Raw genomic sequence first — 20,792 nt, forward strand, 5'->3', positions numbered from 1 at the left:
GTTATTCCCGGCGTCGCGTAGCCAAACTGAGCAGCGCGACGCCGGGGAAAACTTACGCGCGGGTGGCGATAAGAATCGCGGAAGCCTTGATCAGCGCAATAGCGCGGCTGCCTTTCGCCAGCTTCATCTCGCTCTGGCTTTCGTTGGTGACCACGGCAACAATCTCAAAGCCAGCGTCGGTTTTGATATGTACCGTCGCGTTTACCGCGCCTTCGGTGACTTGGGTCACTTCACCGGCAAACTGGTTGCGGGCAGAGAACTTCAGGCCACAGTCTTCGGTTGCCAGCGTTACCCACGGGGCTTTAATCAGGGCAATGGCTTCCTTCCCATTGACCAAGCCCAGCGCTTCTTTACTGCTATGGGTGACGATAGCCACCAGCTTTGCGCCGCCCGGCAGGGTCAGTTCGATTTCGTCGTTGACCGCGCCGGTTGAGACTGCGCTGATGATGCCCGTTAATTGGTTACGTGCTGAAACTGCCATACGATACTGCCTCCATTCACTTGTTATCGAATCAGAGGTCAGTATAGCCACAGTTTCTACATTAACGAATCCTTATCAATGCCCAGACGTTTCATTCTTGAGAGCAATGTGGTGCGCTTAAGCCCCAGACGCTGCGCCGCGCCTTTCGCCCCGGCGACCACGCCGTTAGTCTCTTTCAGTACCCGGACGATCAGCTGATATTCGTCTTCGCCCTCTTTCGGCGCTTCGGCAAGCGGCGTCGGCTCCGGTGTTTCTTCGCTGGCAAAGGCCAGCTCCGGCATCGAAAGCTGCAACACGCTGCCGCGCGTCAGCAGCACCGCACGCTCAATCACGTTCTCCAGCTCACGCACGTTACCCGGCCATTCCATCTGGCTCAAGGTGCGCAGCGTTTCCGCCGGAATGCTGTCGATATTGCGCCCCAAACGACGGGCGATTTTAAAGGTGAAGGCTTTCACCAGCAGCGGAATATCTTCCGGACGCTCGCGCAGCGGCGGCAGGTGGATCGGGAAAACGTTCAGGCGGTAGTAAAGATCGCTACGGAATTCGCGATCCAGCACCATCTGCTTGAGATCGCGGTTGGTGGCGGCGATCAGACGTACGTCGGTCTGGATCAGCTTATTGCTGCCCAAGCGCTCGAATTCCTGCTCCTGCAACACGCGCAGCAGCTTCGGCTGTAGCTCCAGCGGCATATCGCCCACTTCATCGAGGAACATGGAGCTTTTATCCGCCAGCTCAAAGCGGCCAATACGCTGGGCGCTGGCACCGGTGAACGCGCCGCGCTCGTGGCCGAAGAGATCGCTTTCCAGCAGACCGGCCGGCATTGCCGCGCAGTTCATCTTCACCATCCGACGGGTGTTTCGGCCGCTCAGATTATGAATGGCGCGGGCAATCAACTCTTTACCGGTGCCGGTTTCGCCGAGGATTAGCACGGTGCTGTCGCTTGGCGCCACCATCTCAACCTGCTTGAGCACGTTGAACATCGCTTCGCTGCGGCCAATGATTTCGCCAAACTCACCGTCAACGTTGTTGAGCTGTTCGGTCAGGGCGAGGTTCTCGTCGACCAGGCGCTCTTTCAGACGATGAATTTCCTGATAGGCGAGGGCGTTATCGACGGCAATGGAGACCCGCTCGGCGATTTGTTTGAGCAGCTTGAGGTTGGCGGCACTAAATACTTTTTCGTCACACTGGGCAAGTTTCAACACGCCAAGCATCTTGTCGCCAGACATCAGCGGCAGCAGGCACAGCGTCTGAATTTTGTCGTCCCACATTTCAAACAGCTGGCGTTCGTACGGGGCCAGCTTGTCCTGCTCGTCGAGGTTAAGCTTGAGCATCTCTTTGCTCTTGAACACCCGCTCGGTCAGCGTGCCGGACTCGTTCACTTCGCTCTGATCGTGGACCGGATCGTTTACGTCAATATAGTGCGTCGAGTAGATGTTCAGCTTGCCTTTGCGGTTACCGCGCAGCACCACGCTGATGGCATCGATATCAAAGTAGTAGTGGATCTCTTTGGCCACCGCGCCGACCAGATCGTCCATGTCGAGACGCGACAGCACGGCGTTGGTGATAGCCACCAGAATGCGGAAGTTATCGCGCTCGCGGCACAAGAGATCGTAGTCGACATTGTTGGTGACACGGCTTTGGATCTGCTCGGTCACCACGGCGACAATCTGCGTAAAGGTGTGCAGACGCTGGTACTCTTTTTCCGTCCATGGCTGGTCATTCTGGCGGATAAATTCACAGCCGCCGAAGATGCGCCCTTCAGCGGCCAGCGGCAGCAGGCAGTAATGGCCAAACGGCGTGTAGAGCCCGCTGTGCGCCAGCTGCGGCCAGGCTTCGAGAAACTCGCTGTAGCTACAATGCAGGGCATCCGGGCGTGAAAGCAGGCGTCTGACCGGCCCATTCGCCAGCACGTTATCGTCTTCATAGGCGATGGGGTTACCCGCTTCGCGCGTCGCGTGGTATCCCGCGCGGTGGTTTCCCGGCTGCAGCAGGATTATCGCCGCGCTGTCTGCCAGCGCAGATTGTTTTGCCAGCTGCGCCAGCGTTTCGCTGAGCGTGGCCAGATCGGGTTGTTGGAGAAGAGTCCGGGTGATATCAAACAGCCCTTGCTGTCCGAGATCGCCCATCGGTGTATACGACATGTAGCTTGCCCATAAAAGCACCGTGATCGGTGCGATAACTAATAATAATAATAAATTGCAGACCTTGAGCGGTCTGTTAACAGATTCGTGGCAGCGGTTCGGCGTGAGGAAGATCCAGCGTGCGTTTTACGCCATACAGGCCGGCAACGCGAACCCCACGACGTTCAGTGATTTCGCCAATGATAGCGGCATCACGGCCCAGTGGATGGGCGCGCAGTGCGGCGAGCACCTCTTCGGCTGCTTCGCGGGTGACGCCAATCATCAGTTTACCCTCATTTGCGAAGTTAAGGGCGTCAAGCCCCAATAATTCGCATACACCGCGCACGGCATCTTTCAGCGGAATATTCTGTTCATGAATCTCAACGCCGTGTCCGCTGGTGGCGGCAAATTCATGGGCTACCGCGTTCACGCCGCCGCGGGTGGCGTCGCGCAGCGCCTTCACGCCAGCAATCGGGCGCAGGCTTTGGATAAGCGGGGTGAGCACCGCGCAGTCGCTTTGCAGTTCGCCATCAAGGCCTAACTGTTCGCGCAGGTTGAGGATGGTCGCGCCGTGATCGCCCAGCGTCCCGCTGACAATCAGCAGGTCACCCGGCGTAAGCGTGGCCGCGCCCCAGTGGATATCGGACGGGATAGCGCCCATCCCGGCAGTGTTGATAAACAGCTTGTCCGCCGCGCCGCGACCCACCACTTTGGTGTCGCCGGTGACGATGGCGATATCCGCCGCTTTGGCCGTTTCCGCCATGCTGTTGACCACCGCCTCCAGCGTCTCCATCGGCAGCCCTTCTTCAATGATAAAGCCGCAGGAGAGATAACGCGGCACCGCACCGCTGACCGCCACGTCGTTGGCGGTGCCGCAAATCGCCAGCTTGCCGATATTGCCGCCGGGGAAGAACAGCGGGTCAATCACGTAGCTGTCGGTGGAGAAAGCCAGACGGTCGCCGTGGGCGGTCAGCGAAGCCAGCGACAGGCGCGCCTGATCTTCCTGCTCCGCCAGCCAGGGGTTGGCGAAGGCTTTCATAAACAGGCCATCGATAAGCTGCTGCATCGCCAGACCGCCGCTCCCGTGCGCTAACTGAATACTCTTCATGCTTCTGCCTCCTGACTACGATATTGATACCAGGCGGCGCACGCGCCTTCTGACGACACCATCAGCGCGCCGAATGCGCTCTGCGGGTTGCAGGTGGCGCCAAACAGCGGGCACTGATGCGGTTTGCAACGGCCGGTCAGCACGTCGCCGCAGCGGGCGCGCGGGTCATCGCAGACGCGCTGCGGCTGCGGTTTGAAGTGCGCTTCCGCGTCAAAACATTGATAGTCCGGCGTCAACTGCACGCCGGAGTCGTTAATTAACCCAAGGCCGCGCCATTCGCTGTCGCCTTTGACTGCAAACACCTCAGCAATGGCGTTCTGCGCAAGCTTGTTGCCGTCATCCGGCACCACGCGACGGTACTGGTTTTCGACACAGGGCGCTGCGGCAATTTTTTGCTCCACCAGCATGTTCACGCCTTGCAACAGGTCGACCGGCTCAAAGCCCGCCACCACCAGCGGACGCTGGTAATCGCTGGCGATAAAGCCATAGGCGTGCGTGCCGATGACCATGCTGACGTGGCCCGGCGCAAGAAACGCATCGATACCGTTGTCCGGCTGGTCGAGCAGACTGCGCAGGGTAGGAATAAGGGTAATATGCTGGCAGAAAAAGAAGAAGTTGCTGACCTTCTGCGCTTTCGCCTGTTGCAAGGTGATGGCGGTGGTCGGCATGGTGGTTTCAAAGCCTAAGCCAAAGAACACCACTTTGCGATCCGGGTTCTGCTGCGCCAGCTTAAGGGCGTCCATCGGTGAATAGACGATACGGATATCCGCGCCGCGCGATTTTGCCTGCATCAGCGAGCCGTTTTTCCCCGGTACGCGCATGGCGTCGCCGAAGGTGCAGAAAATCACCTCTTGATGGCTGGCGATTTCAATACAGGTGTCGATGCGTCCCATCGGCAGTACGCACACCGGGCAGCCTGGCCCGTGGATAAATTCGATGTTCTCCGGCAGCAGCTGGTCGAGACCGAATTTGAAAATCGCGTGCGTATGGCCGCCGCACACTTCCATGATGCGCAGTGGGCGTTCAGCGGTATAGGCCAGAAGCTGCGCCCGGTTTTTCAGGTGGGCAATCAGCTGCATCACCTGCTCGGGTGCGCGGTACTCATCAACAAAACGCATTATCTTTCCTCGCCAAAGAGCAGCGCGCCAACGTCGGGCTCAACTTCAAACATATTTTCCAGCGCCGCGAGAGTATCGCGCGCCTCTTCTTCGTTGATGATGCTCATGGCAAAGCCCACGTGCACCAGCACCCACTGGCCGATGCGCGACTGACCGTTTTCGTCCACCGCGCCGACCAGCGTCAGGTCGACATCGCGCTTAATGCCGCAAACGTCTACCTTCGCCTGTACGCCGTCAATGGCAGAAATTTGTCCAGGAATGCCTATGCACATCGCTGCGTCTCCAGCCAGTTCAGCCAGGTGTCCATGCCTTCACCGCTGGTGGCGGAGAGCAGGATGATTTCAATATTCGGGTTCACTTCACGCGCGCAGGCGAGGCATTTCTCAACGTCGAAATTGAGGTACGGCAGCAGGTCAACTTTGTTGAGCAGCATGACCGACGCGGCGGCAAACATATGCGGGTACTTGAGTGGCTTGTCTTCACCTTCGGTGACCGACAGCACGGCGACTTTGTGGCGCTCGCCTAAATCAAAGCTCGCCGGGCAAACCAGGTTACCAACGTTTTCGATAAACAGAATTCCGTTGCTCTCGAGCGGCAGGCGCGGGGCGGCATCGGCAATCATCTGCGCATCAAGGTGACAGCCTTTCCCGGTGTTGACCTGAATCGCCGGTGTGCCGGTGGCGCGAATGCGCGCGGCGTCGTTCACCGTCTGCTGGTCGCCTTCGATAACGGCGCAGGATACGCGGTCTTTCAGGCGCATCAGGGTTTCGGTGAGCAGGGTGGTTTTACCGGAGCCGGGGCTGGAAACCAGATTCAGCACCAGCAGCTCGCGGGCGGCAAAGCGCGCGCGGTTGCGGGCGGCAATCTGGTTGTTTTTATCCAGCACGTCGATTTCGACTTCCAGCATCCGGCGCTGGCTCATGCCCGGCGCGTGGGTGCCCGCTTCGCCGTGACCGTAGTGCAGGTCGCCGTTGTCGGCGGCCTGTGGTTCAAACTCTCGGGTTCTGACGCCGGTAATGGACAGCGCCGGACGGCCTGCCGGGGCGAAAGGTGCGCTGCGGAACAGCGAGTGCGGGTTACGTTCATCGCCCTCTATATAGAGGTTGCCATCGGCACAACCACAGGTGGTACACATACTTTACTCCTGATCAATTTCAATTCGCTGAATCTGTAAACCGTCGTCGGCGACGATGCGCAGGTTGTCGCTATGGCACTGCGGACAACGGCGCACGTGAACTGACACGAGCTGAACGTACTGCTGGCAGGATTCACACCAGCATTCCGCTTCCTGTTCCTCGACGTGCAGTGTACAGCCTTCAGCCAGCGTGCCGCGGCACACCAGATCAAAACAAAAGGTCATTGCGCTCGTCTCTACACAAGAAAAAGCGCCGACCTTCATCCAGACGCCGGTGACGCGCTTCGCGCCGTTCTGTACCGCCTGTTGTTCGACAATTTCCAGCGCTCGCTGGCAGAGCGTGATTTCGTGCATAACGCCTCCTGTTTCATAACTCGCCGTGATAATGCAATAACGATGCCAGAGATGAAAAAAGGTCATTAAAGACTGTCGATGACGATGTCGTACTGACGAAATGACATGTCACTGTGGCAGTGTCATTTCATTAAATATCAATTAAATCAATTAATTAAAAATATGGCATGAAAAGTGCTTAGGAGGCTTGTTTCTATTAACCGGGTAACCGACATGACTATTTGGGAAATTAGCGAGAAGGCCGACTATATCGCCGATCGTCACCGCCGCCATCAGGATCAATGGCGTGTCTACTGCAACTCTCTGGTTCAGGGGATTACGTTGTCCAAAGCGCGTCTGCATCACGGCATGAACTGCGCGCCAGAGAAAGAGCTGAGCTTCGTGCTGTTCGAACATTTCGTGGTTTCTGTCAGCCTTGCCAGCGGCTTTAACAGCCACACCGTTGAGTACGTTGTTGAAACCCGCGACGGCCTGAATAAACAGTGTGTGGGCAGCGCCGAGATGAGCATGAACGGCTTTATTGACGGCACCGTCAATATCCGTGACCGCGAGCAGGTGCTGGAACACTACCTGGAAAAAATTTCGCCGGTATACGACACCCTGTATGCGGCGCTTGAAAGCGACAGCCCGGTCAGTTTCAGCCAGCTGGCACCAGAGTCTCAACGGGCTTCTCACGCTTGATTATCGGTGTGTCGACGGGTGTCGAAATGACACTTGCTCTGCATGATTTCGTCAAAAATGACTGTCACCTGAGGAAGACCTGGTGAATCGTTTTGTAATTGCTGACTCTACCGTTTGTATCGGTTGCCGTACCTGTGAAGCGGCCTGTGCGGAAACGCATCGCCACCACGGCCTGCAATCTATGCCGCGGCTCAGAGTAATGCTTAATGAAAAAGAATCCGCGCCACAGATGTGTCACCACTGTGAAGACGCGCCGTGCGCCGGGGTATGCCCGGTCAATGCGATTACCCGCGTCGATGGCGCCGTACAGCTGAATGAAAGCCTGTGCGTCAGCTGCAAACTGTGCGGCATTGCCTGCCCGTTTGGGGCGATTGAATTTTCCGGTAGTCGCCCGCTGGATATTCCAGCAAACGCCAACTCACCGAAAGCGCTGCCTGCGCCACCGGCTCCGGCTCGCGTCAGTACGCTGCTGGACTGGGTGCCTGGCGTTCGCGCCATCGCGGTCAAATGCGACCTGTGCCACTTCGACGAAGAGGGCCCGGCCTGCGTGCGTACCTGTCCGACTAAAGCGCTGCATCTGGTGAACAATATGGACATCGCCCGCGTCAGCAAACGCAAACGCGAACTGACCTTCCACACCGATTTAGGCGATTTGACGCTGTTCCAGGCGCAACAAGGAGAGGCGAAATGAGCGTCATGACGTTGATTAATAGCGCAGTGGCCTGGTTTGCCGCTGCCGCCGTGCTGTCCTTTGTGCTGTCGTTTAATAAATCTCTGAGCGGTTTTGTCGCCGGTGTCGGCGGCGCGCTGGGCAGCCTGTGCGCGGGCCTGGCGGGCGTTCAGGTGCTGGTTCACGGTTTCCCGGTGATAGGTAGCCTGTCGCTGGTTCACTACAGCGTGCTGGTGTCGCCGCTGAACGCGGTATGGTTGATTGCGCTCGGCCTGTGCGGCCTGTTTGTCAGCCTCTACAACATTGACTGGCACCGTCACCCGAACGTGAAAAGCAACGGTCTGCTGATCAACATCCTGCTGGCGGCTGCCGTCTGCGCGATTGTGGCGAGCAGCTTCGGTTCGCTGGTGGTGATGGCGGAAATCATGGCGCTGTGCGGCGCGTTCCTCACCGGCTGTGCTTCTTCCGGCAAGCTGTGGTTTGTGCTGGGCCGTCTGGGTACCATTCTGCTGGCGATTGCCTGCCTGCTGCTGTGGCAGCGCTACGGTACGCTGGATCTGGTACTGCTGAACGAACGTGCGCAGATGCTGCCAATCGGTTCTGACATCTGGGTGCTTTGCGTGATTGGCTTTGGCCTGCTGGCAGGGATCATCCCGCTGCACGGCTGGGTGCCGCAGGCGCACGCTAACGCGAGCGCACCGGCCGCCGCGCTGTTCTCTACCGTGGTGATGAAAGTGGGTCTGCTCGGCATTCTCACCGTATCGCTGTTGGGCAACGTTCAACCGCTGTGGTGGGGCATTGCGCTGCTGGTGCTGGGCATGATCACCGCGTTTGTCGGCGGTCTGTACGCGCTGATGGAACACAATATTCAGCGTCTGCTGGCGTACCACACGCTGGAAAACATCGGCATTATCCTGCTCGGTTTAGGCGTGGGCGTGACCGGTCTGGCGCTGCAGGAACCGGTAATGGTGGCGCTGGGTTTGACCGGCGGTCTGTACCATCTGCTCAACCATAGCCTGTTCAAAACCACGCTGTTCCTCGGCGCGGGCTCCGTCTGGTTCCGCACCGGTCACCGCGACATCGAGAAGCTGGGCGGTATCGGCAAACGTATGCCGATGATTTCGCTGGCGATGTTAGTCGGCCTGATGGCAATGGCCGCGCTGCCGCCGCTGAACGGCTTTGCCGGTGAGTGGGTTATTTATCAGTCCTTCTTCAAGCTGAGCACCAGCGGGGCGTTTATTGGTCGTCTGCTGGGGCCGTTGCTGGCCGTTGGCCTGGCGATTACCGGCGCGCTGGCGGTGATGTGTATGGCGAAAGTCTACGGCGTGACCTTCCTCGGTGCACCGCGCACTAAAGAGGCGGAAAACGCCTGCTGCGCGCCGCTGCTGATGGCCATTAGCACCGTGGTGATGGCGCTGCTGTGTATCGTTGGCGGCGTTGCCGCGCCGTGGCTGCTGCCAATGCTGAGCGCCGCCGTGCCGCTGCCGATGGCCACCGCGCACACCGTGGTCTCCCAGCCGATGATTACCCTGCTGCTGATTGCCTGCCCGTTATTGCCGTTCATCATTCTGGCGCTGCTCAAAGGCAACCGCCTGCCAAGCCGTTCTCGCGGCGCGGCGTGGGTCTGTGGTTACGACCACGAACAATCCATGGTGATCACCGCGCACGGTTTTGCGATGCCGGTGAAGCAGGCCTTTGCTCCAGTGCTGAAACTGCGCAAATGGCTCAACCCGGTCTCTCTGGTTCCGGGCTGGCAGAATGCGGCGGCGCCGCTGCTGCTGCAACGTCTGGCGCTGGTTGAACTGGCGGTGCTGGTCGTGATTGTCATCTCTCGAGGAGCCTGAACATGACGTTCCTATTTGCTGTACTGCAGGCGCTGGTACTGTTCGCCGTCGCGCCGCTGCTTTCCGGTATCACCCGCGTGCTGCGCGCACGGTTGCATAACCGTCGCGGGCCGGGCGTGATGCAGGAGTATCGCGACATCATCAAACTGCTGGGCCGTCAGAGCATTGGCCCGGACGCTTCCGGCTGGGTGTTCCGCCTGACGCCGTTTGTGATGGTCGGCGTGATGCTGACGATTGCGACCGCGCTGCCGGTAGTGACCGTCGCATCCCCAATGCCGGGTCTGGGCGACCTGATTACGCTTATCTACCTGTTTGCCATTGCGCGTTTCTTCTTTGCCATTGCCGGCCTCGACACCGGCAGCCCGTTCACCGCTATCGGCGCAAGTCGTGAAGCGATGCTCGGCGTGCTGGTTGAGCCGATGCTGCTGCTGGGGCTGTGGGTCGCAGCGCTGGTCGCGGGCTCTACCCATATCAGCAATATCACCAACACCCTGTACCACTGGCCGGTCAGCCGCAGCATTCCGCTGGTGCTGGCCTTCTGCGCCTGCGCTTTCGCCACCTTTATCGAAATGGGCAAACTGCCGTTCGACTTAGCGGAAGCAGAGCAAGAGTTGCAGGAAGGCCCGCTGTCCGAGTACAGCGGCAGCGGCTTTGGCGTGCTGAAGTGGGGCATCAGCCTCAAACAGCTGGTGGTGCTGCAGATGTTTGTTGGCGTCTTCATTCCGTGGGGACAGATGACCAGCTTTAGCGTTGGTGGTCTGGTGATTGCCGTGATTGCCGCCATCGTCAAGCTGGTGGTCGGCGTGCTGATTATCGCCCTGTTCGAAAACAGCATGGCGCGTCTGCGTCTGGATATTACCGGTCGTATCACCTGGACCGGGTTCGGTTTAGCCTTTTTAGCCTTCGTCTCCTTGCTGGTGGCGTGATAAGAGAGTTTTGAGCATGTCTGAAGAAAAAGTGGGTCAACACTACCTCGCTGCGCTGCACCAGGCCTTCCCGGGCGTGGTGCTGGACGAAGCCTGGCAGACCAAAGACCAGTTAACGATTACCGTGAAGGTGAACTACCTGCCGGAAGTCGTCGAGTTTCTTTACTACCAGCAGGGCGGCTGGCTGTCGGTGCTGTTCGGCAACGATGAACGTAAACTGAACGGACACTATGCGGTCTACTACGTGCTGTCGATGGAAAAAGGCACCAAGTGCTGGATTACCGTGCGCGTCGAAGTTGACCCTAACACCCTCGAATACCCGTCCGTAACGCCGCGCGTTCCGGCGGCGGTCTGGGGCGAGCGCGAAGTGCGTGACATGTACGGCCTGCGCCCGGTGGGCCTGCCCGACGAACGTCGTCTGGTGCTGCCGGATGATTGGCCGGATGAGCTGTACCCGTTGCGTAAAGACAGCATGGACTATCGTCAGCGCCCGGCACCGACTACCGATGCCGAAACCTACGAGTTCATCAACGAGCTGGGTACCAAGAAAAACAACGTGGTGCCAATTGGCCCGCTGCACGTTACTTCCGATGAACCGGGTCACTTCCGCCTGTTCGTTGACGGCGAGAACATCATCGACGCCGACTACCGTCTGTTCTATGTCCACCGCGGCATGGAAAAACTGGCGGAAACCCGCATGGGTTACAACGAAGTGACGTTCTTGTCTGACCGCGTGTGCGGCATCTGCGGCTTTGCCCACAGCACCGCGTATACCACCTCCGTCGAGAACGCGATGGGCATCGTGGTACCGGAACGTGCGCAGATGATTCGTGCGATTCTGTTGGAAGTTGAGCGTCTGCACTCGCACCTGCTGAACCTCGGCCTGGCGTGCCACTTCACCGGCTTCGACTCCGGCTTTATGCAGTTCTTCCGCGTTCGTGAAGCCTCCATGAAAATGGCGGAAATCCTGACCGGCGCGCGTAAAACCTACGGCCTGAACCTGATTGGCGGTATCCGTCGTGACTTCCTGAAAGACGACATGATCCAGACCCGTCAACTGGCGCAGCAGATGCGCCGTGACGTGCAGGACCTGGTGGATATTCTGCTGAGCACCCCGAACATGGAACAGCGCACCGTCGGTATCGGCCGCCTGGATCCGGAAATCGCCCGTGACTTCAGTAACGTCGGCCCGATGGTTCGCGCCAGCGGTCACGCCCGTGACACCCGCGCCGATCACCCGTTCGTGGGCTACGGTCTGCTGCCGATGGAAGTGCATAGCGAGCAGGGCTGCGACGTTATCTCCCGCCTGAAAGTGCGTATCAACGAGGTGTTCACCGCGCTGAATATGATTGATTACGGCCTCGATAACCTGCCTGGCGGCCCGCTTGCGGTGGAAGGGTTCACCTACATTCCAAACCGCTTCGCGCTGGGCTTCTCGGAAGCGCCTCGCGGTGACGATATCCACTGGAGCATGACCGGCGACAACCAGAAGCTGTACCGCTGGCGCTGCCGTGCGGCGACCTACGCCAACTGGCCAACCCTGCGCTATATGCTGCGCGGCAACACCGTTTCCGATGCGCCGCTGATTATCGGTAGCCTCGACCCTTGCTACTCCTGTACCGACCGTATGACCGTGGTCGATGTGCGTAAGAAGAAGAGCAAGGTCGTGCCGTACAAAGAACTTGAGCGCTACAGCATCGAACGTAAGAACTCGCCGCTGAAATAAGGAATCGTCATGTTTACCTTTATCAAAAAAGTCATCAAAACCGGCACTACGACATCGTCCTATCCGCTGGAACCGATGCCGGTTGATAAAAACTTCCGCGGCAAACCGGAACACAATCCGCAGCAGTGCATCGGCTGCGCGGCGTGCGTGAACGCGTGCCCGTCGAACGCGCTGACGGTGGAAACCGACCGCGTCAGCAACCAGCTGGCGTGGCAGTTCAACCTCGGCCGCTGCATCTTTTGCGGCCGCTGCGAAGAAGTGTGCCCGACGGCAGCGATCAAGCTGTCGCAGGAGTACGAACTGGCGGTGTGGAAGAAAGAAGATTTCTTGCAGCAGTCCCGTTTTGATATCTGCAACTGCCGCGTCTGCAACCGTCCATTTGCGGTGCAAAAAGAGATTGATTACGCCATTGCGCTGCTCAAGCACAACGGCGACAGCCGCGCGGAAAACCACCGCGAAAGCTTTGAGACCTGCCCGGAATGTAAGCGTCAGAAATGTTTGGTGCCTTCCGACCGTATTGACCTGACTCGCCACATGAAAGAGGCCATCTGATGAGCAACTTAATAGGGCCACGCGACGACAACGGCATGCCGGTGCCGATGACGGTAGAAGAATCTATCGCCAGCATGAAGGCGTCGCTGCTGAAAAACATCAAGCGTTCCGCCTACGTATACCGCGTGGACTGCGGCGGCTGTAACGGCTGTGAAATCGAAATCTTTGCCACGCTTTCACCGTTGTTCGACGCCGAACGTTTCGGCATTAAAGTGGTGCCGTCACCGCGTCATGCCGACATTCTGCTGTTTACCGGCGCGGTGACCCGCGCCATGCGTTCTCCGGCGCTGCGCGCCTGGCAGTCCGCGCCAGACCCGAAAATCTGTATCTCCTACGGCGCTTGCGGCAACAGCGGTGGGATCTTCCACGACCTGTACTGCGTCTGGGGCGGCACCGACAAAATCGTGCCGGTAGACGTTTACATTCCGGGCTGCCCGCCAACGCCTGCGGCAACGCTGTACGGCTTCGCCATGGCGCTGGGCCTGCTGGAGCAGAAAATCCACGCTCGTGCGCCAAGTGAACTGGACGCGCAGCCGGCTGAAATTCTGCATACGGATATGGTCCAGCCGCTGCGCGTGCAGGTTGACCGCGCCGCGCGCCGCCTGGCGGGCTACCGCTATGGTCGCCAGATTGCCGACGACTATATGCTGCACTTGGGCCAGGGGGACACCCAGGTTCAGCAGTGGCTGGCCACAGAAAACGATCCGCGTCTGACGGAAATCGTCACGCAGCTTAACCACGTAGTAGAAGAGGCACGTATTCGATGAGCGAACAGGTGGTGTTCAGTCAACTGAGCCGTAAATTTATTGATGAGAACGATGCCACGCCTTCCGAGGCGCAGCAGGTTGTCTATTACAGCCTGGCGATTGGCCACCATCTTGGGGTCATCGACTGTCTCGAAGCCGCGCTGACCTGTCCGTGGGATGCGTATCTGGCGTGGATTGCTACGCTGGAAGCGGACAATACTGCGCGGCGCAAAATGGAAGGCGTGCCGAAGTACGGCGAGATTGTCATCGACAGCAACCATGTGTCGATGCTGGCGAACGCGTTTGATAAAGCGCGGGCGTCACAAACGCCGCAGCAAAAAGAGTGGAGCCAAGCGATGCTCAATATGCTGCACGCCATTCATCAGGAGAGCGCCATCTATCTGATGGTGCGCCGCCTGCGCGACTGATTTTACGATTGAGGAATGACCATGACTGACGTTTTACTCTGTGTCGGCAACAGCATGATGGGCGACGATGGCGCTGGCCCTCTACTTGCCGAAATGTGTGCAGCCCAGCCGAAAGGGGCGTGGGTCGTGATTGACGGTGGTAGCGCACCGGAAAACGATATTGTGGCGATCCGCGAGTTGAACCCGGATCGTCTGCTGATTGTTGATGCCACCGATATGGGGCTGAACCCCGGTGAGATTCGCATTATCGACCCGGACGATATCGCTGAGATGTTTATGATGACCACCCACAATATGCCGCTGAACTACCTGGTCGATCAGCTGAAAGAAGACGTGGGTGAGGTGATTTTCCTCGGCATTCAGCCGGATATCGTGGGTTTTTATTACCCAATGACCCAGGCGATTAAAGACGCGGTTGAGGTGGTTTATCAGCGTCTTGAAGGGTGGCAGGGGAATGGCGGGTTTGAACCGTTAGCGGTTGAGGATGAAGAGTAGCTTATCTTCGCCAGAAAAAAGGCCTCTTGAGGCGAACGCCGTCTTAAGAGGCCGTGTAAGAGATGATTTATACCTATAGGTAGCTTAGGCGTAGACGTAATTAACCTGCCGCTTCGACTTTAAAATCTTTATAGTAATACGCTTTATCCCGGTCGGTTATTTCTCTGATAACTTTGCATGGTACGCCCGCCGCAACGACATTTGCGGGAATATCTTTCGTGACAACGCTGCCTGCACCGATAACGCTGTTTTCTCCAATTGTGACTCCCGGATTGATAACCACGTTGCTGCCGATCCACACATTGTTTTCTATCGTCACCGGGAAAGAAAACATCTCGCCTTTTTCCCTCAATTCATGGTGGACCGGGTGTCCGGTTACCGAAATCGTAACGTTAGGGGCGATCAGGACATTATCACCAATCGTCACCGTGTGATCGTCAACAATGGTGAAGTTGAAATTGGCATAAAAATAGTCACCGATAAAAATATTACTGCCGTAGGCGAAGCGAATGGGCGGTTCAATCCACGGATTCTTTCCCACTTTACCGAACATTTTATAAATGAGCTCAATTCTCTTTTTTTCTTCGGACGGGCGGGTGTTATTAAAGTCATACATTAATTCTTTGCCGCGCAGTCTCTCTTCTGGTAACCTTTCACACATATCCGTGAATAGCATGCCTGATTTTATTCTCTCTCTCATCGGAATGTTCATTAGCGTTATTTCATCCTGATTTTATTGGCTATTTTTTGCGAGATAATGGGAGAACGGCTTTGCCCCGCTAAGGGTAAATACCGAGATGGCCGTGAAGCTTAGCGCAATCATCCCCAGAACCAGATAAGCCCCCTGGAAACCAATGCTCTCGTACATGTTGCCCGCCAGTACGGACATAAAAATCATTGCCAGCTGTTTGAAGAAACAGAAGCACACCAGATAAATCGTTGCGGAGAAACGCACCTCAAACTGGCTGGTGATGTATTTAAAGCAGCCGACTATCAGGAACGGTATCTCAAACATATGCAGCGTTTTAAGGATAACGACTTCCAGCGCAGAGGTGGCGAATGAGGAGCCGATAATCCGCACCGACATAATCGTCCCCGCCAGCAGCAGGGCGTTTTTACCGCCGATGCGATTCACAATCAGCGGCGCAAAGAACATGATGCAGGCGTTGAGCAATTCCCCCATGGTAGTGACGTAGCCAAACACGCGGGTACCCTGTTCACCGGTGGCAAAGAACGAGGTGAAGAAGTTGGCAAACTGTTGGTCAAATACGTCATAGGTACAGGAGACGCCGACTACGTACAGTGAAAGGAACCAGAGCTTCGGCTGCTTGAACAGTTCCAGAGCCAGCTTAAGGCTGAAGGCCGAGTGGTTGGCGCCTACCGCGTCTGCAACCTGTGCGGAAGAAGGAACCTCCGTTTTTGAAAAGAACAGCAGCAGGGCCAGAATGACTGCGCAGCCGGAGCCCAGCCAGAAGACAAACTGGTTATTGATGTTAAACATAATTCCGGCAATCGAGGCGCACAGCGCCCAGCCCACGCAGCCGAACATGCGCGCGCGGCCAAATTCGAAGTTGCTTCGGCGACTTGCCTTTTCAATATAGGCTTCAATCGCAGGGGCACCGGCATTGTAAATAAAGCCAAGGTAAATCCCGCCGACAATCGAACCCAGCAGAATATTAGCCTGTAATAATGGACCGAAGACGTAAATAAAGAATGGGGCAAACATCACCAGCATTCCGGTAATCACCCATAGCAGATGTTTACGCAGGCCGAGCTTATCGGAAAGTAAACCGAAAATAGGCTGGAATAGCAGTGAGAACAGTGAAATACAGGCGAAGATAATACCGGTATCCCCTTTGCTGATATGGTTTATATCGTGTAACCAGATCGGGAAGAAAGGGAAATAGGCACCCATAATGAAAAAATAAAAGAAGAAGAAAAAGCCAAACATCCAGAAATTAGTATTTTTTAAATAATACATGATGGACTTCCTTTCGAAGAAAGCTGGCAGGCGTTAACCTGCCAGATAATTATGTTTAACCCCAGACCAACTGGTAGTGGTAGCATCCGGCGCTCAGTTGGTATTCCGGAGAAACAGAAGGGCTCCAGGAGTCGTCTCCGCCCACGCCCATATGGAAGCCATCAATATTGAGCCAGGTTCCCGCTTCAGGTTGTAGCAGATGGCGGTGACTGGTCTCCATTAGCTGCTTCTGACCGTAGCGGCTAATGTTGAACTGGAAATCACCGCGCCAGCAGTGCGGGCCATAGCTCAGTTCGCGAGTGTGGCAGCGCAGGCCGTTTTCGCTTGGGAAAACATAAGGGGTGTACATGGCATCCAGCGGCAGATCCCAACGATCGACGCAGGCAGAAGAAAGCCGGTCTGGATAGTTTTCATGTGGGCCTAATCCCAACCAGTTGACCCGATCCGCCACTTGCGCAAGCTGACAGCTCAGGCCGATGCGTGCCGGATGCGGGGTCCCGCCGGCAACCTCAACGTCCACGCTGATGTGCATCTCGCCCTGGCCGTCAATGCGGTACGTTTTGCGGCTGACAAACAGCGTCTCTCCGCGGTACTGCCACGCGTGCGCGGTGGTTATCAGCACCGCGCTTGCCAGTGCGTCCGCCTCACATTGCAGTAAGGTAGCCTCAAGCTGATAGTGACCGGCAGCTTTCCAGCGTTCTACCCAGGCATTAGGATCAATGCGGGTTGACTCGCTCACGCCGATATCGTTGTCCAACGGCGCGCGGGTAAATTGATCGATGAGCGGGGTCAACAGCTGCGCTTCTTCGCCAATCGAATACTGCGTGAGCAGGCCAGCATGGCGGCTGAACACCCAGCATTTATTGCCGACGGTGATACGGTATTCGCCCTCGCTGGCGGTAAGCTCAGGTGTGCGGCTGGCGGATTTTGGCAGCGGCGTGCCGAGCTTCTCGCCCACTTTCCACTGCTGCCATGCGCAAATATGCCCTGCCTCTGACCATGCGGTTGCCTGCGGTTGTTCGACGCGAACCGTCAGCCACAGTTCACCCTCATGTGCCTGTTGCGGACGTTCTGGTAGGGTAATGACCTGCCGACCCTGCGGTGGAATATCCAGCGTCGTCACGCCTGAAGCCAACGGTTTGCCGTCCAGCGCCAGCGACCAGTGCAGCACTTCGTTATCGCTGTGGCGGAACAGGTATTCGCTGACAACTTCAATCTGACATTTGTCTCCCGGCAACAGAGCAAACTGGAAAAACTGCTGCTCGTGTTTGGCTTCATATAGCGCCGGGTGTGGCGTACGATCGGCGAACACTAGCCCGTTCATGCAGAACTGCCGATCGTTTGGCGTATCACCAAAATCGCCGCCGTATGCTGACCAGGCGTTACCGTTCTCATCGTATTTGATCAACGATTGATCCACCCAGTCCCAGACAAAGCCGCCCTGCAGGCGCGGATATTGACGGAACGCCTGCCAGTATTTGGCAAAACCGCCGAAGCTGTTCCCCATGGCGTGGGCATATTCGCAGAGGATCAGCGGACGTTGCTCTCCGGGTAATGACAGCCATTTTTTGATTGACCATTTTGGCACTGCGGGGAAGGGTTGATCCTGATCAACACGGGCGTACATCGGGCAGATGATGTCGGTGGCAGCAGAGTCTGCGCCGCCGCCTTCATACTGCACCGGGCGGGAAGGGTCTTCTGACTTCAGCCAGCGGTACAGGGCATCGTGGTTGGTACCATGACCGGACTCATTGCCCAGCGACCAGATAATGATGCTTGGATGGTTGCGATCGCGCTGCACCATGCGCGTCACGCGCTGGCTCATGGCCGGTAACCATGCCGGATCGTCGGTCAGGCGATTCATCGGCACCATTCCGTGCGTCTCAATATTGGCTTCATCCACCACGTACAGGCCGTAGCGATCGCACAATGTGTACCACAGCGGATGGTTCGGATAGTGAGAGCAGCGCACAGCGTTAAAGTTATTTTGCTTCATCAGCACGATATCCTGCACCATCGTTGCCTCGTCCATCACCTGACCGTTGACCGGGTGATGCTCATGGCGGTTGGTGCCGCGAATCAGCAGCGGTTTGCCGTTCAACAGCAGCAGACCATTTTCAATGCTGACCTGACGGAAGCCGACATCGCTGGCCTCAGCTTCTATCAGCGTGCCGTCGACGGTGTGTAATTGCGCCACGGCACGATACAGATTTGGCGTTTCCGCGCTCCACAGCGCCGGTTCTTTGACGTTCAGGCGCAGGGTAACCCGGTCCTGATAAGCTCCGCGCTCGTCAATAATGTCACTGCCCAACGCGGCGGTATTTTCACCAATTAACGTTTCGTTATCCCACAGCTGCACCGTCACGCGTAAATTATCGTGCAGCTCACCCGCGACCCGGACCTGCGTTTCCAGAACGGCACGGCTAAAGTCGTCGTTAAAACGGGTGTTAATTTGCAGGTCGCTGATTTGGGTGGCGGGCTTATGGAGTATTGATACATCGCGGAAAATCCCACTCATCCGCCACATGTCCTGGTCTTCCAGATAGCTGCCATCGCTCCAGCGCAGCACCAGTACCGCCAGACGGTTTTCACCGCTACGCAGATAATCGCTGAGGTCGAATTCAGACGGTAGACGGCTGTCCTGCCCGTAGCCCACCCAGCGTCCGTTACACCACAGATGGAACGCCGAGTTCACGCCGTCAAAGATGACCCTCGTTTGGCCTTGCTGAAGCCAGACATCGTCAATACAAAATGTGAGCGAGTAACAGCCTGTAGGATTCTCTGCTGGCACAAACGGCGGATTAACCGGAATAGGATACGCCACGTTGGTGTAAATCGGCGCATCATAGCCGTCCATCTGCCAGTTAGATGGGACGTTGATGGTATCCGCCTGAGGCAGATCGCTCGCCAGCCAGCTTTCCGGAACCGCTTCAGGAGAGGCAAACCAGCTAAATTTCCATTGCCCGTTCAGGCTGCGCTTTTGTGAAGAGTCTCGTCCGGCGTGAGCATCATCGGCATTTCGCCAGCTGTAAAAAGGAGGATGCGCTTCCAGACGGTTGAGCTGCGTTACGCCAGGGTTTTCCCAGTCGCGACGGTGTAGTACGGCGGCGAGTGAATCGGTGTTCAGGGACATATCTGTATCCTTATCGAAATTGTTATCCGCTCACAATTTTTGTTAAAATAGGGGCGTAGCGTTCTTTCTGTAAAGGATGAGATGAGCAATGAGTGAGCTAACTCACACAATTTCACTCGCTCACATTTTGGGGGAGAGCTGAGAGATCTGCCGTGCTAGCTGGATGAGTGAATTGGCCAATGCTTCAGGGGAAGCCGCATGGGTAGTGGGAGGACAAACGGTCTTGCGTTGAATCAGTGATACCGGCAGTAGCTGATTGTTCGCGGCGGGTTCGTCGGCAGATAGCTGTAGCAGCTTGTCTACGCTCGTTTTTCCAAGCAGCGAGAAATCCTGTCTGATGGTGGTTAGCGGCGGAATATAGCAGGCGCTATCCTCGGTATCATCATAGCCAATAATGGAGATGTCGCTCGCTACGCGCAGACCGAACTCGCTGATGGCCCGCATCGCGCCGAGCGCCATCTGATCGTTCGCGACCAGCATAGCGGTTGGAATGGTGCCGTTATTAAGCATCTGCAAGGTTTGCTGAAAACCGGACATCGCACTCCAGTCACCTTCCGTTTCGGCAACCGGCTGCAGGTGGTATTGCGTCAGATATTTATGCCAACCCGCGAGTCTCAGCCGCGCGGAGATTGATGAGTTTGGCCCGGCTAGTAGCGCAATGCGTTTATGCCCATGCTCCACCAGATGCTCAACCCCCAAACGTGCGCCATCATCGTGAGAGAAAATCACGCTGTTAATGGGAGAGGTATCAGAAACATCAAGAAAAAGTACCGGCACGTTGCCACAGCTTGCTGCAACCTCAATAGCGTCATTTTCATCGAGCGGATAGTTAACGATCAAACCGGTTACCCGTTGCGTTAGCAGATTATGTACTGCCGCTTTACAGGCTTCCACGCCGTTACGTTCCACCATGGCGATGACCACGCTGGCACCTGAACTGTCGGCGCGGGATTTAATCGCCGCGACAATCTGCGACGGCGCATGCAGCGCGAGGTTAGTGGTTGCAACGCCGATGAGCGGCGTCTGTTTCCCCGCCAATTGCTGCGCAACGCGGTTGGGGATGTAATTCAGCTCAGCCATTGCGGCTTCGACTTTTTCACGGGTTTTGGCGGAAACGTGGCGAGCCTGATTCACGACGCGAGAGACGGTCTGATAAGAGACCCCCGCATGGTCTGCAACATCGTACAGCGTTACCGGTTTCACACTCATTACCCCTGAATTCAATGTGTTCTGCACGCTATGATGCCACACCTCCCATAAAAATAGGAGGTGGTGCAATCTCATGCATTGAGCC

20 protein-coding genes are annotated in these 20,792 nt (G+C 56.8%); 9 read left to right on the plus strand and 11 right to left on the minus strand.

The window, feature by feature from the left end:
• Positions 1-52 precede the first annotated feature (52 nt).
• From MY052_RS05305 to hypA, 7 genes are all read right to left on the minus strand, one after another.
• Positions 53-481, minus strand: a complete 429-nt coding sequence (locus MY052_RS05305; protein WP_248538323.1) for a TOBE domain-containing protein — start codon at positions 479-481, stop codon at positions 53-55.
• A 56-nt stretch (positions 482-537) separates the two neighbouring features.
• Positions 538-2,622 carry a formate hydrogenlyase transcriptional activator FlhA gene (gene flhA / locus MY052_RS05310; protein WP_123650572.1) on the minus strand — a complete coding sequence of 695 codons (2,085 nt, stop codon included), beginning with the start codon at positions 2,620-2,622 and terminating at the stop codon, positions 538-540.
• Positions 2,623-2,698: 76 nt separating this feature from the next.
• Positions 2,699-3,709 (minus strand): hydrogenase expression/formation protein HypE, encoded by a 1,011-nt coding sequence (gene hypE / locus MY052_RS05315; protein ID WP_248538324.1) that lies wholly within the window; start codon positions 3,707-3,709, stop codon positions 2,699-2,701.
• The gene (gene hypD / locus MY052_RS05320; protein ID WP_248538325.1) at positions 3,706-4,827 is read right to left on the minus strand and encodes a hydrogenase formation protein HypD; all 1,122 of its coding nucleotides are present in this window, start codon (positions 4,825-4,827) and stop codon (positions 3,706-3,708) included. Before hypD ends, hypE begins: the two co-directional genes overlap by 4 nt.
• On the minus strand, positions 4,827-5,099 hold the full coding sequence (locus tag MY052_RS05325; protein WP_035892574.1) for a HypC/HybG/HupF family hydrogenase formation chaperone: 273 nt from the start codon (positions 5,097-5,099) through the stop codon (positions 4,827-4,829). Before MY052_RS05325 ends, hypD begins: the two co-directional genes overlap by 1 nt.
• Positions 5,090-5,962: a hydrogenase nickel incorporation protein HypB gene (gene hypB / locus MY052_RS05330; protein ID WP_123650569.1), complete on the minus strand. Its 873-nt coding sequence runs from the start codon at positions 5,960-5,962 to the stop codon at positions 5,090-5,092. The genes MY052_RS05325 and hypB overlap by 10 nt, the downstream gene beginning before the upstream one ends.
• A gap of 3 nt (positions 5,963-5,965) precedes the next feature.
• Positions 5,966-6,316: a hydrogenase maturation nickel metallochaperone HypA gene (hypA, locus tag MY052_RS05335; protein WP_035892572.1), complete on the minus strand. Its 351-nt coding sequence runs from the start codon at positions 6,314-6,316 to the stop codon at positions 5,966-5,968.
• Between the two features lie 213 nt (positions 6,317-6,529).
• Between hypA and hycA the strand changes: the two genes are divergently transcribed.
• The 9 genes from hycA to hycI all read left to right on the plus strand — a co-directional run bounded on the left by hycA (position 6,530) and on the right by hycI (position 14,384).
• Positions 6,530-6,997, plus strand: coding sequence for a formate hydrogenlyase regulator HycA (gene hycA / locus MY052_RS05340; RefSeq protein WP_035892571.1), 468 nt, complete (start codon positions 6,530-6,532; stop codon positions 6,995-6,997).
• 82 nt (positions 6,998-7,079) lie between these two features.
• Positions 7,080-7,688 carry a 4Fe-4S dicluster domain-containing protein gene (locus tag MY052_RS05345; RefSeq protein WP_035892570.1) on the plus strand — a complete coding sequence of 203 codons (609 nt, stop codon included), beginning with the start codon at positions 7,080-7,082 and terminating at the stop codon, positions 7,686-7,688.
• Positions 7,685-9,511: a formate hydrogenlyase subunit 3 gene (hycC, locus tag MY052_RS05350; protein ID WP_035892569.1), complete on the plus strand. Its 1,827-nt coding sequence runs from the start codon at positions 7,685-7,687 to the stop codon at positions 9,509-9,511. The genes MY052_RS05345 and hycC overlap by 4 nt, the downstream gene beginning before the upstream one ends.
• Positions 9,512-9,513: 2 nt before the next feature.
• Positions 9,514-10,437 carry a respiratory chain complex I subunit 1 family protein gene (locus tag MY052_RS05355; protein WP_123650566.1) on the plus strand — a complete coding sequence of 308 codons (924 nt, stop codon included), beginning with the start codon at positions 9,514-9,516 and terminating at the stop codon, positions 10,435-10,437.
• A gap of 16 nt (positions 10,438-10,453) precedes the next feature.
• A complete protein-coding gene (hycE, locus tag MY052_RS05360) occupies positions 10,454-12,163 on the plus strand; it encodes a formate hydrogenlyase subunit HycE (protein WP_123650565.1) in 1,710 nt (569 codons plus the stop codon).
• A gap of 9 nt (positions 12,164-12,172) precedes the next feature.
• Positions 12,173-12,715, plus strand: coding sequence for a formate hydrogenlyase complex iron-sulfur subunit (locus MY052_RS05365; RefSeq protein WP_035892566.1), 543 nt, complete (start codon positions 12,173-12,175; stop codon positions 12,713-12,715).
• A complete protein-coding gene (locus MY052_RS05370) occupies positions 12,715-13,482 on the plus strand; it encodes an NADH-quinone oxidoreductase subunit B family protein (RefSeq protein ID WP_248538326.1) in 768 nt (255 codons plus the stop codon). The genes MY052_RS05365 and MY052_RS05370 overlap by 1 nt, the downstream gene beginning before the upstream one ends.
• Positions 13,479-13,889: a formate hydrogenlyase maturation HycH family protein gene (locus tag MY052_RS05375; RefSeq protein WP_248538327.1), complete on the plus strand. Its 411-nt coding sequence runs from the start codon at positions 13,479-13,481 to the stop codon at positions 13,887-13,889. Before MY052_RS05370 ends, MY052_RS05375 begins: the two co-directional genes overlap by 4 nt.
• 21 nt (positions 13,890-13,910) lie before the next feature.
• A complete protein-coding gene (hycI, locus tag MY052_RS05380; RefSeq protein WP_202217313.1) occupies positions 13,911-14,384 on the plus strand; it encodes a hydrogenase maturation peptidase HycI in 474 nt (157 codons plus the stop codon).
• Positions 14,385-14,484: 100 nt separating this feature from the next.
• On the opposite strand, the gene lacA is transcribed toward hycI, so the two are convergent.
• The 4 genes from lacA to MY052_RS05400 all read right to left on the minus strand — a co-directional run bounded on the left by lacA (position 14,485) and on the right by MY052_RS05400 (position 20,707).
• Positions 14,485-15,096: a galactoside O-acetyltransferase gene (lacA, locus tag MY052_RS05385; protein ID WP_248538328.1), complete on the minus strand. Its 612-nt coding sequence runs from the start codon at positions 15,094-15,096 to the stop codon at positions 14,485-14,487.
• 21 nt (positions 15,097-15,117) lie between these two features.
• Positions 15,118-16,365, minus strand: a complete 1,248-nt coding sequence (locus MY052_RS05390) for an MFS transporter (protein WP_202217314.1) — start codon at positions 16,363-16,365, stop codon at positions 15,118-15,120.
• A 55-nt stretch (positions 16,366-16,420) separates the two neighbouring features.
• Positions 16,421-19,498 carry a beta-galactosidase gene (locus MY052_RS05395; protein WP_248538329.1) on the minus strand — a complete coding sequence of 1,026 codons (3,078 nt, stop codon included), beginning with the start codon at positions 19,496-19,498 and terminating at the stop codon, positions 16,421-16,423.
• A gap of 120 nt (positions 19,499-19,618) precedes the next feature.
• Positions 19,619-20,707 carry a LacI family DNA-binding transcriptional regulator gene (locus MY052_RS05400; protein WP_202217315.1) on the minus strand — a complete coding sequence of 363 codons (1,089 nt, stop codon included), beginning with the start codon at positions 20,705-20,707 and terminating at the stop codon, positions 19,619-19,621.
• Positions 20,708-20,792 lie beyond the last annotated feature (85 nt).

The organism is Kluyvera ascorbata, from assembly GCF_023195735.1.
Classification (GTDB): Bacteria; Pseudomonadota; Gammaproteobacteria; order Enterobacterales; family Enterobacteriaceae; genus Kluyvera; species Kluyvera ascorbata.